The 15,184-nt window shown below is 69.7% G+C and carries 15 protein-coding genes; all 15 read right to left on the bottom strand.

What is annotated here, in order from left to right:
- Positions 1–88 precede the first annotated feature (88 nt).
- Complete coding sequence (locus ACFCV8_RS22055) at positions 89–733, bottom strand: hypothetical protein (RefSeq protein ID WP_376687107.1); 645 nt, start codon at positions 731–733, stop codon at positions 89–91.
- The gene (locus tag ACFCV8_RS22050) at positions 730–1,251 is read right to left on the bottom strand and encodes a hypothetical protein (protein WP_376687106.1); all 522 of its coding nucleotides are present in this window, start codon (positions 1,249–1,251) and stop codon (positions 730–732) included. The genes ACFCV8_RS22055 and ACFCV8_RS22050 overlap by 4 nt, the downstream gene beginning before the upstream one ends.
- Positions 1,248–2,510 carry an MCE family protein gene (locus ACFCV8_RS22045; protein ID WP_376687105.1) on the bottom strand — a complete coding sequence of 421 codons (1,263 nt, stop codon included), beginning with the start codon at positions 2,508–2,510 and terminating at the stop codon, positions 1,248–1,250. Before ACFCV8_RS22045 ends, ACFCV8_RS22050 begins: the two co-directional genes overlap by 4 nt.
- Positions 2,507–3,652 carry an MCE family protein gene (locus ACFCV8_RS22040; RefSeq protein ID WP_376687104.1) on the bottom strand — a complete coding sequence of 382 codons (1,146 nt, stop codon included), beginning with the start codon at positions 3,650–3,652 and terminating at the stop codon, positions 2,507–2,509. The genes ACFCV8_RS22045 and ACFCV8_RS22040 overlap by 4 nt, the downstream gene beginning before the upstream one ends.
- A complete protein-coding gene (locus tag ACFCV8_RS22035) occupies positions 3,649–4,758 on the bottom strand; it encodes an MCE family protein (protein WP_376687103.1) in 1,110 nt (369 codons plus the stop codon). Before ACFCV8_RS22035 ends, ACFCV8_RS22040 begins: the two co-directional genes overlap by 4 nt.
- Position 4,759: 1 nt before the next feature.
- On the bottom strand, positions 4,760–5,779 hold the full coding sequence (locus ACFCV8_RS22030; protein ID WP_376687102.1) for an MCE family protein: 1,020 nt from the start codon (positions 5,777–5,779) through the stop codon (positions 4,760–4,762).
- Positions 5,776–6,807: an MCE family protein gene (locus tag ACFCV8_RS22025; RefSeq protein ID WP_376687101.1), complete on the bottom strand. Its 1,032-nt coding sequence runs from the start codon at positions 6,805–6,807 to the stop codon at positions 5,776–5,778. The genes ACFCV8_RS22030 and ACFCV8_RS22025 overlap by 4 nt, the downstream gene beginning before the upstream one ends.
- Positions 6,804–8,111: an MCE family protein gene (locus ACFCV8_RS22020; RefSeq protein ID WP_376687100.1), complete on the bottom strand. Its 1,308-nt coding sequence runs from the start codon at positions 8,109–8,111 to the stop codon at positions 6,804–6,806. Before ACFCV8_RS22020 ends, ACFCV8_RS22025 begins: the two co-directional genes overlap by 4 nt.
- Positions 8,111–8,914: an MlaE family ABC transporter permease gene (locus ACFCV8_RS22015; protein ID WP_376687099.1), complete on the bottom strand. Its 804-nt coding sequence runs from the start codon at positions 8,912–8,914 to the stop codon at positions 8,111–8,113. Before ACFCV8_RS22015 ends, ACFCV8_RS22020 begins: the two co-directional genes overlap by 1 nt.
- A 3-nt stretch (positions 8,915–8,917) precedes the next feature.
- A complete protein-coding gene (locus tag ACFCV8_RS22010) occupies positions 8,918–9,781 on the bottom strand; it encodes an MlaE family ABC transporter permease (RefSeq protein WP_376687098.1) in 864 nt (287 codons plus the stop codon).
- Positions 9,778–10,773 carry an ABC transporter ATP-binding protein gene (locus tag ACFCV8_RS22005; RefSeq protein ID WP_376687097.1) on the bottom strand — a complete coding sequence of 332 codons (996 nt, stop codon included), beginning with the start codon at positions 10,771–10,773 and terminating at the stop codon, positions 9,778–9,780. The genes ACFCV8_RS22010 and ACFCV8_RS22005 overlap by 4 nt, the downstream gene beginning before the upstream one ends.
- A gap of 559 nt (positions 10,774–11,332) precedes the next feature.
- The gene (locus tag ACFCV8_RS22000) at positions 11,333–11,884 is read right to left on the bottom strand and encodes a hypothetical protein (RefSeq protein WP_376687096.1); all 552 of its coding nucleotides are present in this window, start codon (positions 11,882–11,884) and stop codon (positions 11,333–11,335) included.
- Between the two features lie 22 nt (positions 11,885–11,906).
- Positions 11,907–12,866, bottom strand: coding sequence for a hypothetical protein (locus ACFCV8_RS21995; protein WP_376687095.1), 960 nt, complete (start codon positions 12,864–12,866; stop codon positions 11,907–11,909).
- 60 nt (positions 12,867–12,926) lie between these two features.
- Positions 12,927–14,399, bottom strand: a complete 1,473-nt coding sequence (locus ACFCV8_RS21990) for a DUF6801 domain-containing protein (RefSeq protein WP_376687094.1) — start codon at positions 14,397–14,399, stop codon at positions 12,927–12,929.
- A 71-nt stretch (positions 14,400–14,470) separates the two neighbouring features.
- Positions 14,471–15,130: a hypothetical protein gene (locus tag ACFCV8_RS21985; RefSeq protein WP_376687093.1), complete on the bottom strand. Its 660-nt coding sequence runs from the start codon at positions 15,128–15,130 to the stop codon at positions 14,471–14,473.
- Between the last annotated feature and the right edge of the window lie 54 nt (positions 15,131–15,184).

Genomic DNA, 15,184 nt, shown 5'->3' with positions numbered 1-15,184 from the left:
AGCGGGTTCCTCGTCTTCCGTACCCGTGCCATGTGCTGTCTCTCTTCTGCCGGCCGTTGCGTACCGAGTCGCGCGTGTGCGGACGCTGCTATCTGGCGGTGATCTCGACCACGGTCCAGCGCCCGTCCCGCAGTTGCGCGGTGACGGAGAGCTGGGCGGCCGCCGTGGTGGCGGGCTTTCCCGCGCGTTCGTAGACCTGGTCGAGGAAGACCAGCAGGTGGGCGCTGTCGTCGGTCAGCCGGGTGACCCCGGCGCGTACGACATGGGTGGTGAGCGTCAGCTTCTGGTCGGCGGCCTGCTTCTCGACCTGGCCGAACAGGGCCGCGTACTGCTGGAGCGCCTTGCCCGCGAGCAGTTGCTTCGCCGACTCCTTGGTGACGCCGGTGGCCTGCGGGCTGTACGAGAAGACCTTGCCCAGCGCGTTGCTGACATCGCCCGCCACCCGGGTGGTCGCCTCGCCGTCGGTCAGCGCGCGGTTCGCGGCGGCGGGGGTGTCGCGCAGGGCCCGGCCCTGGGCGAAGAGCACCCCGCCGGCCACGAGCAGTACGACCGACAGCGCCGCCGCCACGACGCGCGGCCACCGCCGGGCGGGGACCGGCTCCCCGGTCGCCGCCGCGGCCCCGGTCCGTCCCTCCTCCGCGGCACTGGTCCCGGTGTCGACGTCGGTGTCGGTGCCGGTGTTCCGGGTGTCGGTGTCCGTGCTCACGACCGCTGTGCCTCCCCGCTCGTTCATGTGCCGCTCCCGACCGGAATCGCCGTGAGCGCCTTGACCTTCCAGCCGTCCGGGGTACGGGCCAGCGTGGCCTCGAAGCGCTTGCGCTCGGTGCCGCCCTGCCCGGTGCGCGGGGTGACCTCGACATCGACGCTCGCGATCATCTCGGCGGTCCCGGCCCGCTTGTCGAGCGCGGTGAGCGCGGCATCGGTGACCTTCGCGCGCGCGGTGGCGGCGGCCTTGGTCAGTTCCTCGGCGTCCTTGCTCCGGGTACGCCGCAACTGGTCGTGGAACGGTCCGGTCGCGGAGTCGAGCCAGGCGCCGAGACCGGCGTCCACGCTCCGGGCGTCCTTGGCGTCGAGGCTGTTCAGCCGGGCGAGACGGTCCTTGCCGTCGGCCAGCGCCGCGTCACGGCTCTTCGCGTACGCGAGGCCGTCGTCGCCGCGCGCCCCGAGGTACGACCAGCCGCCCAGCGCGCAGACCGCCGCGGCGACCAGCAGCACCACCCAGCCGGTCAGGCTCTTCGCACGGGCCGTCATCGGCCGCCCTCCTGTCCGAGGCCCAGCAGCCCGGCCATGGTGTCGCCGCCGCGCGGGGCCCGGCCGGTGACACCGAGTGCGCCGGGGAGCCGGTCCGCCCCGCCGTCGCCCAGCAGCATCGAGCCGGGCTTGGCGGGCGCGGGCACGGCGCCGCCCTTCGGCGCGTTGGCGCTGCCGCGCACATTGATGCCGGTGCCGGGCGAGGAGGTGCAGCGGGCCTTGGTGTTGACGGGCGGCCCGGCGGTGGTGTCCAGACCGGCCCGGTAGGTCGTGCCGCCGTATCCGGCGGTGCACGGCAGGGGTTCGAAGAAGGTGACGGACATCCCGAACCGGGCGCCGTTCTCGTCGATCGCGCTGGATCCGGCGGCGGCCACCGCGGGCAGCTTCACCAGGAGTTCCTGCAGGCCCCGCTGGCGGGTGACAGCCACCTCGGAGGTGGTGAGGAGGTTGGCGACGACGACGCCGAAGGCCGGGTCGACGTCCCGCAGCAGTCCGCTGATCTGCCCGGTCGCGTCGGGGGCGGCCGCGATCAGCTTGCGCAGGTCGGTGTCGGATCCCTTGAGCTGGGCGGCCAGTTCCTCGGCACCGGAGGCGAAGCCCTTGAGCGCCTCGCCCTGTTCGGCCTGGGTGCGCAGTACGGTTCGGCCGTCGGCCATCAGCCTGGTGGTGGTGGGCAGCGCGTCGTCCGCCGCCTGCACGAAGTCGCTGCTGGTGTCCAGCAGCACCTGGAGGTCGTCGCCGCGACCCTCGAACGCGGTGCCGAACTCGTCGACGACGGTGCGCAGGGATTCCAGATCGACCGAGCTCGCCAGGTCGTTGACGCTGGTGAGGACGTTGGTGACCGGGGCGGGCACGGTGGTGTCGGTCTGGTCGATGACGGAGCCGTTCGCCAGGTAGGGGCCGCCGCTGCGGGTGGGCCGCAGGTCGACGTACTGCTCGCCGACGGCGGAGAGGCTGGCGACCACGGCCTTCAGCCCGTCCGGGATCTTCGGCGCGTCCTTCTCGATGCGCAGTTCGGCCTCGACCCCGTCGCCGGTCAGCTCGATGGGACCGACCCGGCCCACCGAGACGCCCCGGTAGGTGACGTTGGAGTGGGTGTACAGCCCGCCGGTGCGCGGCAGTTGGACCGTGACGGTGTAGTAGCCGCGCAGGCCGATGTAGTGGCCGAGGTCGGCGTAGCGCACGCCGAGGAAGCCGAGCACGAGCACGGCGATGACCAGGAACGAGATGTTCTTGAGCCGGATGGCGAGGGTGATCATCGGCTGCTCCCGTCCGTGCCCGCCGTCGGGATCGCGGGAAGCGGCAGCGGCAGGGAACTCCTGGTGGCGGCGGCTCCGCTCTGCGGCGCCTGCGCCGGGGTCAGCGCCGGGACGATCTGTGTGCCGGGCATGGCCGTCACGTCCAGGTAGACGTTGAGGTAGTCGCCCTTCACTCCGCGCAGCACCTCGTCCGTGAACGGATAGGTGAGCAGCACCTGGAGGGAGTCGGGCAGGTCGCGGCCGGAGTCGGCGAGCGCCTTGAGACTGGGGGCGAGGGCCTTGAGGTCGGCGATCATGTCCGCCTTGCTCTTGTTGATGGTGTCGACGGCGACGCCGGAGAGGGTGTCGAGCGACCGGAGCATGGTGAGGAGGGAACCGCGCTGTTTCTCCAGCACCTTGAGACCGGGGCTGAGTCCGGTGAGGACCGTGCCGACGTCCTGTTTGCGGGTGGCGAGGGTGGCGGAGAGCCGGTTCACCCCGTCGAGGGCGTCGGTGATGTCCTTCTTGTGGTCGTCCAGGTCGGTCACCAGGGTGTCGACCCGGCGGAGCATGGAGCGGACCTGGGGTTCGCGGCCGGAGAGCGCCTTGTTGAGTTCGGTGGTGATGGTCTTGAGCTGGTTGACGCCGCCGCCGTTGAGGAGCATCGACAGGGCGCCGAAGACCTCTTCGACCTCGGGGTTGCGGTTGGTGCGGGTCAGCGGGATACGGTCCCCGTCGGCGAGCCGCCCCTGCGCGGCGCCGGCGGCGGGCGCGGCGAGCTGGATGTACTTCTCGCCGAGGAGACTGGACTGCTCCAGGTGCGCGTAGGCGTTCGCGGGCAGTTCGACCCTGCCGTTGACCCGCATGGTGACCTTGGCGTTCCAGCTGTCCGAGCCGAGGGAGACCTCGGTGACCCGGCCGACGGCGACGTCGTTGACCTTCACCGAGGCCTGCGGGGCGAGACTGAGCACGTCCGCGAACTCGGCGGTGATCTCGTACGGGTGGTCGCCGAGGTCCGCGCCGCCGGGCAGCGGCACCTGGTCGATGCCGGTGAAGGTGGGCAGACCGGACTGGGTGACGACCAGGGCCAGTCCGGCGGCCACCGCCAGCAGGGCGGCGACGCCGGTCGTACGGGCTCCGGGTCTGCGCAGCGCAGGGCTCATCGGTTCGCCCCCTTCTTCTGCGTGGCGGTCTTCGCCGGGGTGCCGTAGACGGTGCCGACGGCGGGCAGCGGCAGGCTGGGCAGCGCCTTGCGGCGTGCGGTGTCCACCGGGGTGAGACCGGCGAGTCCGGGGGACTCGGTGAGCGGTCCGCCCATGGACAGCTCGTTGAGGTTGGTGCGTCCGTTGAGGGTGCGGTTGGCGGGATCGTAGGCGTTGAGGACGTTGCCCGCGGCGAGCGGCAGGGTGTCCATCGCCTCGGCGAGCGAGGCCCGCTGGTCCACCAGGCTCTGGGTGATCGGGACCAGGGCCTCGACGTTCTTCTTGAGCGTGCCGCGGTTCTTCTGGATGAATCCCTTGACCTGGGCGAGCGCGGTGCCGAGCTCCTTGAGGGCCGCTCCGAGGTTCTCCTTGTCGTCGGCGAGGAAGCCGGTGACGGAGTTGAGCTGCTGCTCGGCGGCGCGGACGTTGCCGTCGTTGTCCTTCAGCATGGTGGTGAAGGTCTGGAGGTAGGAGAGGGTGTCGAAGAGGTTGCCGCTGCTCTTGTCGAGGGTCTTGGTGGCCTTGCCGAACTGCTCGATGGAGTCGCCGATGGCCGCGCCGTTGCCGTCGAGGTTCTTCGCCCCGGTGTCGAGCAGGTCCTTCAGTGCTCCGTCGGCGTTGGCGCCCTCGGGGCCGAGGGCCTTGGAGAGCTGGGTGATGGAGTCGTACAGCTGGTCCACCTCGACGGGGGTGGCGTTGTTCGCGGCGGGCAGGACGGCGTCGTCCTCGATCTCCGGTCCGCCGTCGTAGGCGGGGGCGAGCTGGACGTAGCGGTCGGCGACCAGGCTGGGGGCGACGACCACGGCGTGCGCGTCCTTGGGGACCTTGACGCCCTTGTCGAGCCGCAGGGTGACCTTGACCTCCTTGCCGCGGGGCGTGACCGATTCGACCGTGCCGACCCGTACGCCGAGGACGCGCAGGTCGGACCCGGCGTACACACCGGTGGCCTGGTCGAAGTAGGCGGTGATGGTCGTTCCCCCGTCGTCCGCGGCCAGCACGCCGGTGGTGGCGGCCACGGCCACCACGGCGATTCCGGCGCCGATGCCGACGATGCGCTTCATTCTCATGTCAGCGGCCGCCTTGCTGCTTGGGTGGCTTGCACTCGGCCCCGGCGGGCGTGCCCGCGGGCACGTACTCCTTCGGGACGACTCCGCAGACGTAGTTGTCGAACCAGCGGCCGCTGCCGAGGGTGTTGCCGACGAGCCGGCTGTAGGAGCCGGCCAGCGAGAGCACCTTGTCGAGACTCTTGCGGTTCTTGACCAGTACGGCGGTGACCCGGCCGAGCGAGTCCAGGGTGGGCTTCAGCTGCTTGTCGTTGTCCCGGACCAGGCCGGTGAGCTGGGTGCCGAGGTCGCGGGTGCCGGTGAGGAGCTGGTGGATGGAGTCGCGGCGGGCCTGGATCTCGCCGAGGAGCAGGTTGCCGTCCTCCAGCAGGGTCTCGAAGCTGCTCTTCTTGTTGGCGAGCGTCCTGGTGAGCTGCTTGCTGCCCTTGAGGAGGGTGGCGAGCTGGGCGTCGCGTTCGGAGACGGTCCTCGAGAGGGCGGAGAGCCCTTCGGCCGCGCTCTTCACGTCCGGCGGGGAGTCCTTGAAGGTGTCGGAGATCGTCTCGAAGCTCTTGGCGAGCTGCGCGGTGTCGATCTCACCGATGGTCTCGCCGAGCCCGTTGAACGCCTGGGTGACGTCGTACGGGGAGGTGGTGCGGCTGGACCGGATGCGTTCGTGCGGGTCCTGTGCGGTGTCGCCCAGCGGGTCGACGGCGAGGTACTTCTCGCCGAGCAGGGTCTTGATGGCGATGCCGACGGTGGAGGAGTTGCCGATCCACACGTCCTTGACCCTGAAGCTGACCTTCACCTTGGGGCCGTCCAGCGCGACGCCGGTGACCTCGCCGACCTTCACCCCGGCGACCCGTACCTCGTCGCCCTCGGCCAGTCCGGCCGATTCGGTGAAGTCGGCGCTGTAGGTGGTGCCGCCGCCGATGAAGGGCAGCGCGTCGACGCGGTAGGCGCCCAGGCCGATGAGGGCGAGGACGACCAGTCCCACGACGGCGACGGCCACGGGGTTGCGTTCCCGTACGGGTTTGATCCTCATCCCTGGCACCTCGGCTTCCTGACCTCGATGCCGGTGGGCGGGGCGCTGCCGTCCTCGGTGGTCACTCCGCTCACCTTCGCCTCGCAGAGGTAGAGGTTGAGCCAGGAGCCGTAGGAGGTGAGCCGGGTGATCGCGGACATCTTCGCCGGGGTCTTCGCCAGGAAGTTCTCGATCTGCGGTGTCCCCTTCTCCAGCTGGCCGGAGAGCCGTCCCAGCTGCTTGATGTCCTGCTTGAGGGGTGCGCGCCCCTCCTCGAGCAGGTCCGCGGTGACGGTGGTGAGCGCGCCCATGGCGGTGACGGCCCGGCCGAGCGGTTTACGGTCCCCGGCGAATCCGGTGACGAGCTGCTGGAGGGTGTCGACGAGGTCGTCGAAGCCCGCCTCGCGGTCGTTGACGGTCTTCAGGACCGTGTTGAGGTTCTTGATCACCTCACCGATCACCTTGTCCTTCGCGGCGACCGTTCCGGTCAGCGAACCGACGTGCTGGAGGATGCTGTCGACGGTGCCGCCCTCGCCCTGGAGCACCTGGACGATGGAACCGGCCAGCTGGTTGACGTCGGGCGGGGAGAGGCCTTCGAACAGGGGCTGGAAGCCGTTGAAGAGCTGGGTCAGGTCGAGTGCCGGGGTGGTGCGGGAGAGCGGAATGGTCGCCCCGGCGGAGAAGCTCCGGCCGACCGGCCCGGCCCCCTGGTCGAGGTCGATGTACCGCTGGCCGACCATGTTGAGGTACTTGATCGAGGCGGTCACCGAGGCGGGGAGGCCGCGTCCCTTGCGTACGGCGAAGGAGACCTCGGCCAGCCGCTTGTCGGCGATCTCGATGGACTCGACCTGGCCCACCTTGACCCCGGCGATCCGGACGCTGTCGCCGACGACCAGTCCGGTGACGTCGGTGAACCTGGCCCGGTAGGTGGTGGTGTCACCGACGCCGGTGTTGGCGATGGACAGGGCCAGCACGCTGGTGGCCAGCACGGTCACCAGGACGAAGACGATCGACTTCGTGAGGGGACCGGCGAGAGAGCGGCGCTTCACTTGAGCTTCACCTCCGCACCGCGGAAGGCCGGACCGATGAGCACGCTGCTCCAGTCGGGCAGGGTCTGCGGCTGGACTTTCAGTGAGGGAGCGACCAGTTCGTTGACGAGCCGGCTCTCCTGCGGGGAGTTGGGCATGCCGAGTCCGGACGCGGCGGCCGGGGGCGCGGTGTCGGACGTACGGCCGGCGGTGCCGGGGGCAGTGACCGGGCTCGCGGCGCGGGCGTCGGCGGTGGGCGCCGCCTTGCCCATGTACGGCACGGAGTAGCAGTGCGGTCCGCCGGTGGCGTCGTAGACCGGGGTGTCCCGGCCGGGCACGTACTTGCCCTTCGACTTCACCGGCTTGACGGTGACGTGGAGTCCGGGCCGGTCGGTGCCCTTGCCGAGCGCCTTGTCCATGGCGGGGACGAATCCGGCCAGGGTCCGCAGGGTGCAGGGGAACGAGGAGGAGTACCGGGCGAGCGTCTCCAGCGTCGGTCTGCCGGTGGCGGAGAGCCGGATGAGGTTGTCCTTGTTCTCCTGGAGGAAGGAGGTCAGGTCGCGGGCGGAGGCGGTGGTGGAGCCGTAGACCCCGGCGAGCTGTGCTTCCTGTTCGGCGAGGGTGCCGCTGGTGGTGGTGAAGTCGGTCAGCGCGTCGAGGATGTCGGGGGCGGCGTCCCCGTACACCTTGGACACCTTGACGAGTTGTTTGATGTCCTCGTTGAGCGTGGGCAGTTGGGGGTTGAACTTCGCCAGGTGGGCGTCGAGCGTGGCGAGGGTGTCACCGAGCTTGTCGCCGCGTCCCTGGAGCGCCTGGGAGACGGCGCCGAGGGTGGCGGCGAGTTTCTCCGGTTTGACGGCGGTCAGCAGCGGCAGCACGTTGTCGAGCACCTGCTCCAGCTCGATCGCGTTGCTGGAACGGTCCTGGGGAATGACCGCTCCGGCCCGCAGCGGTTCGGTGGACGGCGTCGACGGCGGTACGAGGGCGACGAACCGTTCCCCGAAGAGCGTGGTGGGCAGCATCTGGGCGGTCACGTCGGACGGGATGCGGTCGAGTTCGCCGGGGTCGATGGCGAGGGTGAGCCGGGCTCCGTTCCCGTCGGCGGAGATGCCGCGGACCTGCCCGACGACGACACCGCGCAGCTTCACGTCGGCGTTGTCGTGCATCTCGTTGCCGACGCTCGAGGTGCGCACGGTCACGGTCGCGTCGTCGCTGAAGTCCTTCCGGTACACCGAGACCGAGACCCAGACGAGTACGGCGGGCACGAGGAGGAAGGCGACCCCGGCCAGTCTGCGGCGCACGGTGTGCGTGCTGTGGGAGATCATCAGCCGGCCACCTTCACCGTCGTGGTCGCGCCCCAGATGGCGAGCGAGAGGAAGAAGTCGGTGACGCTGATGAGCACGATGGCGTTGCGGACCGACCGCCCGACCGCGACCCCCACCCCGGCGGGCCCGCCGGTGGCGTGGAAGCCGTAGTAGCAGTGGGCGAGGATCACCATCACGCTGAAGATCAGCACCTTGAGCACCGACAGCAGCACGTCGTCCGGGGAGAGGAAGAGATTGAAGTAGTGGTCGTAGGTGCCCGCGGACTGCCCGTTGAACAGGACGGTGATCAGCCGGGAGGCGAGGTACGAGGAGAGCAGCCCGACCGCGTACAGCGGGATGATCGCGACGACCCCGGCGATGATCCGGGTGGAGACGAGGTACGGCATCGACCGCACCCCCATCGCCTCCAGGGCGTCGACCTCCTCGTTGATCCGCATCGCGCCGAGCTGGGCGGTGAACCCGGCGCCCACGGTGGCGGAGAGCGCGAGCCCGGCGACGAGCGGGGCGATCTCGCGGGTGTTGAAGTAGGCGGAGATGAAGCCGGTGAAGGCGGAGGTGCCGATCTGGTTGAGGGCCGCGTACCCCTGGAGTCCGACGACGGTGCCGGTGAAGAGGGTCATCGCGACCATCACGCCGATGGTGCCGCCGATGACGCCGAGACCGCCGCTGCCGAAGGCCACCTCGGCCAGGAGCCGCTGGACCTCGCGCAGATAGCGGCGCAGGGTCCGGGGGATCCAGATCAGCGCGCGTACGTAGAAGGTGAGTTGTTCACCGGATCGGTCGAGCCAGCTGAGCATCGACATCGGTCAGCTCCCCTTCGCGGGGACGATCTGGAGGTAGATCGCCGTGAGGACCGTGTTCACGAAGAACAGCAGCATGAAGGTGATGACGACGGACTGGTTGACCGCGTCACCGACACCCTTGGGGCCGCCGCGCGGGTTGAGTCCCCGGTAGGCGGCGACGATGCCCGCGATGAAACCGAAGATCAGTGCCTTGACCTCGCTGATGTACAGGTCGGGCAGCTGGGCGAGGGCGGAGAAGCTGGCCAGGTAGGCGCCGGGGGTGCCGTGCTGGAGGATCACGTTGAAGAAGTAGCCGCCGAGCGTACCGACCACGGAGACCAGGCCGTTGAGCAGGACGGCGACCAGCATCGTGGCCAGCACCCGGGGGACGACGAGTCGCTGGATCGGCGAGACGCCCATGACCTCCATCGCGTCGAGTTCCTCGCGGATCTTGCGCGAGCCGAGGTCGGCGCAGATGGCCGAGCCCGCGGCGCCGGAGATCAGCAGCGCCACGATGATCGGGCTGGCCTGCTGGATGACGGCCAGGACGCTGGCGCCGCCGGTGAACGACTGGGCGCCGAGCTGCTGGGTCAGCGAGCCGACCTGGAGGGCGATGACGGCGCCGAACGGGATCGAGACGAGTGCGGCGGGCAGGATGGTGACGCTGGCGACGAACCAGAACTGCTCGATGAACTCCCGTACCTGGAAGGGCCGTCGGAAGACCTCGCGGCTCACGGTGGCGGCGAGGGAGAACAGCTTCCCGGTCTCGCGGAGCGGGGCGAGCAGCCGGCTCGGCTGTTTCCGCCCGGCGCTCTTCGAGGTCTCCGGCTCCGGTGGCTGGTCGGCGGCGGGCGGTTCGGGGGGCAGCACCGGCATGGGGGCCGTCATGGGCGCTCACCGCCGGCGGCCGGGGTGTAGCTCCTCATGATGGCGGTGCGGGCGGCCTCGGGCAGCTGGCCCATCATCGACATGACCCGCTCCCGGCGGCGCAGCGCGGCCTGCCGTACGGGCATGCCGGGCGAGGGCTCCAGCTGCGGGACGACGGTGCGCGGCGCGTTCGCGGAGCTGATGCCGACCCCGTAGCCGCTGACCTCCTCGGCGGCGAGGGTGGCGGCGTCCTTCTCCTCGGCCATTCCGATGGGCCCTTCGCGGCGCCCGGCGAGGAACTGGGAGACGACCGGCAGTTCGCTGGTGAGCAGCACCTCGCGGGGCCCGAAGGTCACCAGGTTGCGGCAGAACAGCATCCCCATGTTGTCGGGGACGGTGGCCGCGATGTCGAGGTTGTGGGTGACGATGAGCATCGTCGCGTCGATCTGCGCGTTGAGGTCGATGAGCAGCTGGGAGATGTAGGCGGTGCGGACCGGGTCGAGTCCGGAGTCGGGTTCGTCGCAGAGGATGATCTGCGGGTCCAGCACCAGGGCCCGGGCGAGCCCGGCGCGCTTGCGCATACCGCCGGAGATCTCGCCGGGGAGCTTGTCCTCGGCACCGAGGAGACCGACGATGTCGATCCGCTCCATGACGATGCGGCGGATCTCCGATTCCTTCTTGCGGGTGTGCTCGCGCAGCGGGAAAGCGATGTTGTCGAAGAGCGACATCGACCCGAAGAGTGCACCGTCCTGGAACATGAGCCCGAAGAGTTTCCGGGTCTCCATGATGTCGCGTTCCGGACTGTTCACCATGTCGACGCCGTTGATGAGAACGCGTCCCTGTTCGGGCTTCAGCAGACCGATGATGGATTTCAGAAAGACCGTCTTTCCCGTACCGGAAGGACCGAGCATCACGCTCACCTCTCCGGCGGGCAGGGTGAGGGTGACGTCCTGCCAGATGTTCTGCTTACCGAAGGACTTCGTGAGGCCCTCGACGACTACTTCGATTCCCATCGGCCCTCCTTCGACGTTGTGGTGAACGAAGTCATCTGTCAGCGCTCCGGCTCTGAGAAATCCAATGGCGGCTCGTCACACATGCACCAGGAGGCGCACACGCTATGTCCGTCGAAACCGCCAGGACAAGCCGTTGAGCAGCGGAAATCGACGAATCTGGGGCGGGGAGCGGAGCGCTTGTCACCAAGTGACAAAGTCGTACGGCCGCTTTGTCGAAAGGTGCGCAAGCCCTCCGGCCCGCGGGTCGGGGTCCGGCGGCCGGCGGGACCTGGTCCGCCCGGGCTCCCGAGGTTCCGGGCGAGCAGCCGCGGATGTCTTTCCCCGCTGCTCAACCGGGACGCTACGACCCGGTAACCTGCTTAGCAATACTGGATCGTAAACTTTCTGTGGGCTGAAACACGTTCTCGGTGCTTTTTGTTGTCCGGTGAGCATTCGCTCCCATTCGCTTATTAACAAGTGAGTGGAGGCGATGCCCGGACCGAAGACTCCATTGCATGCGTCCGCCCCACCCGGAAGCACCATCCGGGTGGGGCGGACGAGGGGTGCGGTACGCGTGTTCTCAGGTGAATGTGACCCGGTGGGTTCCCGAGTAGGGGAACTGGTCCCCGACATTCGCGAGACCCGCGCAGTTGGTGGCTTGCGTGACGGCGAGACCCGGCCCGGGGGTCATCGAGAATTCACTGGTCGCCTGATTGAACGCGGCGTGCGGCGCATTTCCTGCCGCCGTAATGGTGCACAGGCCGAGTGCGCCGTCCATCTGGACCTTGATGACGACGCCGTCGACGGACCCCGAAACGATTCCCCCCGAGGAGGTCGACGGCGAGAACGTCGCGGCCCGGGTCAGCGCGGCCGAGCCGGTGGAGCCGAGCGGCCCCTGGCACTGCCACGTCGCGGACAGGATGGTGTTGTCCACGCCCGAGGCCGTGCTGCTGTCGCAGGAGAACCCGCCCATGCCGGCCGTGGACCCGGGCGCGAGCTTCGCCGTCCAGGCCCCGGCGAGCGGTGCCGGAGCCTCCTCCGCCGAGGCGGCGTACGCGGAGGGCACCGCCGCCGCGGTCAGCGCGCCGGCCGCCACCGCCACGCACCATAACCGTCCGGTCCTGTTCCTCATGACCGCTCCTCCCCCGCCCCGGCTACTTCGCCACGCCCGCGTGCCAGTTCTCCGAGAGCAGCCGGCCCGCGTTGGGCGCCGATGCTCCGGGCAGGGCCAGGCCCGCCGTGTAGGTGGCCGCGTTGTTGAGCGTCAGGCTGTTCTTGCCGGAGGCCGAGGGAAGTCCGGTCTTGAGGTTGACCGCCCAGTTCAGCTCGCCGAGGGTCAGCGGGCCGCAGCCGCTCACTCCGGGCACCGCGAAGGACGAGTCGCCCTGGGCGTTGCCGGTCAGCTCGATCCGGTTGAGGAAGCCCCCGGTGTTCGCGGTGCCGTCGGCGTCGAAGCGGCGGCTGCCGATGGCGGGCTGGGTGAGGTTGCGCGGGCTCAGCACGATCGGGTCGGAGGCGGTGCCGATGTAGCACTTCGAGCCGAGGAAGGGGTTCTCCAGGTGGATGCGGACCGGGATGTTGACGATCGTCTTCCCGCTCTGCATGCCGGCCGTCAGGTCGAAGTTCGTGGGCGTGCCCACCGACTGCACGGTGGCGACGACGCGGTTGAGGCTGTTGTCCGTCAGCTGCTTGCAGATGTCGGAGACGACCGGGATGCCGCTCGGGCACATGATCCCGAGCAGTCCGCCGGGGATCTCCGTCGGCGCTCCCACGATCGATCCGCCCGCGGCCGGCACGACCTTGGAGGCACCGGTCGTCGTGTTGCGGATGATGCCGAACTGCAGGTCGTTGGCGCCGGTCGTCGCCTCGGTGTTGCCGAGCTTGATGGAGCCGCTCTCGGAGTGCGAGGACACGCACATCGCGATGTCGTTCACACCGTCCGCGGCCAGCATGGCCGGGTCATCGACCGGACAGCGGCTGAACGGGGCCCAGTTGCCGTTCATCGCCTGCGCGGAGGCGGCGCTCGCCGGTGAGGTGCTCAGCGGGACTCCCACGGCGACGGCCAGCAACGCACCGACAAGAGCGGGTCTGACTCGCTTCGGGGCAGCGCTCATTGTTCGTCCAGCCTTTCTGAGGAGGAAATACGAGGGTGTGCGTGACTGGTGTGCGTGACTTCAGCGTTGAGGCTTGGGCCTCGGCGGCTCCGGGCAGTTCGCCGGTGCGCCCTCCACGCAGAGCGGGCCCTGCATCATCTTGGTGTAGTTCCCCGGCCCGGAGACCGCGGCGGTGAACATGTTGTCCAGGTCCTCGGTCACTCCGCAGCCGGTGAACGGGGGAACGTCGGCGGAACCGAGGAGCGGCCCGCCGGACTTGACGGTGTACCCCTCGTCCGGACCCGACCCGGTGGAGCCCTTGCCGGTGAGGGAGAGTTCCATCGACCGCGCCGTGCGGCAGTTCGGCCCCACGTCGAGAGGTGTGCCGTTCACGGACACGTCGTAGAGCCGCAGGCTCACCTGGGTCGTCGCCGTCGTGGATTCCTTCCGGCGTCCGGTCTCCGGGTCCGGTGCCCCGTCGTTGAACGTGTCGATGTAGACCGGGCCGGTGAGCGACATCTCGACGGTGGCCGTCGTGGGCATGAACCCGAAGGTCAGGAAGGTCGACCGGGCGGGCGGCATCTGCGGCTTGCCCCGGTAGTCCATCGTGCCTTCGCTGTGGACCCAGGTCAGCGAGCCGGTGGGGCAGCTGTAGACCGCGAGCATCGAGTTGAGCTGGAGCATCAGATGGGCCGGGTCCTCGAACTTCGTGGCGGCCTTCTGCTTGTTCACATTGGCGTAACCGGCCATGTATCCGTGCGCCGGCCTGGGCGGCGCGGCGACCGGGCCGAAGAGGATCGTGCAGCCCGGAAGGTTTGGCGGTGTGACCTCCCCGGTGTCCGCCGCGACACCGGCGTCCGCGCTCCGGGCGTCCGGCTTCGGCGAGGTGCCCGCGTCCGGCCCCTGGCCGGACGTGCCGGGCACGGTGCCCTCGGAGGACACCGGTACCTGTACGGTCCCCAGTTCCGCCGACTGGTCCGCGTCGGCCGTGCAGGTCACCGGGACGACGTCGGGTGCGGCCGCCTCCCCGCCGGCCGCCGCCCGGACCACCAGGTCCAGTTGCAGCTTGCCCGCCGCGAAAACCATCGCGCCGCTGGACCGGGGCGTCACGGTGGGCACCGCCCCGCTCGCCTCGACGTTCGTGTCCCCGTCCGCGTCGACGGCCGACTCCGGGATCTCCAGGGCCTGCCACATCACATCCGTCGAAACGCCGTTCTGCGTGACCGTCGTCCGCAGGCTCGCCGCGCCGGACAGTACGGGGGAATCCCCCTCGGGCAGTTCGCCCAGCAGCTCCGGTGCGAGCGCCACACCGATCCGGACCTGTTCCGGCTGGACCTCGGCGCCCACGGGGGAACTCACCGGCAGCTCGACGGAGACGGTCACGTCCGCGCCGTGTTCACCCGACGCCGTCGTACAGGTGTATCCCAGCGGGGTCTCCACCACGTGGGTCGCGCTGGCCACGCCCGTTCCCGGCATGAGCCCTGCCAGCAGGGCCATGCCGCCGACGGCACCGGCCTGGCCCCATCGGCGGGAGCGGATCGACTTCATTCTCATGCGGCAACCTGCCGTTGTCTCGGAGCTGACTGGTCGTCTGCGGAGGGGGCTCGGCCCTCGCGGTCAGGGATTCATGGGGACGTCACGGTGAGGGGTTCGTCCAGCACGAAGGCGGCCGAGTACCTCACCTGGTCGCCCTCGTTCAACAGGCCCATGCACGAGCCGTCGGTGGAGACGTCCCGCATCGTGAGTCCCGTACCGCCGGTGATGCTCAGCTCACCGGTGGAATTGCGGTACGTGACACGGTCCAGGGATCCGGAGATCCGCATCGTGCAGTGCCCCAGCCAGGTGTCGGCGGCGAAGGCCAGGTCGACCCCCGTCAGCCGTCCCGTGACGGTCCCGCCGGCGTAGCCGTCGGCGCTGAACTCCATGTCGGTGGAGACCGAACCGGCGCTGAACGTCGTCCCGAGCGGTCCGTAGCAGGAGCCGGTGCCGGGTTCGCCCCACACGAACTCCGTGACCGTGCCCAGCCCCGCACCGTCCGGGTACGGTCCGCTCGGCATGGAGCCCCTCACACGCGACTGGGGCCCTCGGCACACCAGCCGCTGGCCGGTGGCCACGTCCTCGACCTCGGCCTGGAACCCGTCCTTGAGCACGCCCGAGAACGACCCGTCACTGCGGGGGTTGCTCACGGTCCAGGAGCCGGCCGCCGCCGACGCCTGCGTCACGGACATTGCGAATGCGGCCACCGCACCGGCGGTGGCCCGGCCAAGACGCTGAACGATGCTCATGCACACCCTTTGCGGACGGGATCGGCTGCGGACAGGTCCCCCCGCGCCGGCTCC

Source organism: Streptomyces sp. NPDC056347, from assembly GCF_042262625.1.
In the GTDB taxonomy this organism is placed as follows: Bacteria; Actinomycetota; Actinomycetes; order Streptomycetales; family Streptomycetaceae; genus Streptomyces.
This window is presented reverse-complemented; position numbering and strand designations above follow the sequence as displayed.

Bases quoted from the DNA above. Each gene is read 5' to 3' on its own strand.
- ACFCV8_RS22055 (WP_376687107.1), bottom strand. From the start codon at position 733: ATGAACGAGCGGGGAGGCACAGCGGTCGTGAGCACGGACACCGACACC.
- ACFCV8_RS22050 (WP_376687106.1), bottom strand. From the start codon at position 1,251: ATGACGGCCCGTGCGAAGAGCCTGACCGGCTGGGTGGTGCTGCTGGTC.
- ACFCV8_RS22005 (WP_376687097.1), bottom strand. From the start codon at position 10,773: ATGGGAATCGAAGTAGTCGTCGAGGGCCTCACGAAGTCCTTCGGTAAG.
- ACFCV8_RS21985 (WP_376687093.1), bottom strand. From the start codon at position 15,130: ATGAGCATCGTTCAGCGTCTTGGCCGGGCCACCGCCGGTGCGGTGGCC.
- ACFCV8_RS22035 (WP_376687103.1), bottom strand. From the start codon at position 4,758: ATGAGAATGAAGCGCATCGTCGGCATCGGCGCCGGAATCGCCGTGGTG.
- ACFCV8_RS22010 (WP_376687098.1), bottom strand. From the start codon at position 9,781: ATGACGGCCCCCATGCCGGTGCTGCCCCCCGAACCGCCCGCCGCCGAC.
- ACFCV8_RS22040 (WP_376687104.1), bottom strand. From the start codon at position 3,652: ATGAGCCCTGCGCTGCGCAGACCCGGAGCCCGTACGACCGGCGTCGCC.
- ACFCV8_RS22030 (WP_376687102.1), bottom strand. From the start codon at position 5,779: ATGAGGATCAAACCCGTACGGGAACGCAACCCCGTGGCCGTCGCCGTC.
- ACFCV8_RS21990 (WP_376687094.1), bottom strand. From the start codon at position 14,399: ATGAGAATGAAGTCGATCCGCTCCCGCCGATGGGGCCAGGCCGGTGCC.
- ACFCV8_RS22015 (WP_376687099.1), bottom strand. From the start codon at position 8,914: ATGTCGATGCTCAGCTGGCTCGACCGATCCGGTGAACAACTCACCTTC.
- ACFCV8_RS22000 (WP_376687096.1), bottom strand. From the start codon at position 11,884: ATGAGGAACAGGACCGGACGGTTATGGTGCGTGGCGGTGGCGGCCGGC.
- ACFCV8_RS22045 (WP_376687105.1), bottom strand. From the start codon at position 2,510: ATGATCACCCTCGCCATCCGGCTCAAGAACATCTCGTTCCTGGTCATC.
- ACFCV8_RS21995 (WP_376687095.1), bottom strand. From the start codon at position 12,866: ATGAGCGCTGCCCCGAAGCGAGTCAGACCCGCTCTTGTCGGTGCGTTG.
- ACFCV8_RS22020 (WP_376687100.1), bottom strand. From the start codon at position 8,111: ATGATCTCCCACAGCACGCACACCGTGCGCCGCAGACTGGCCGGGGTC.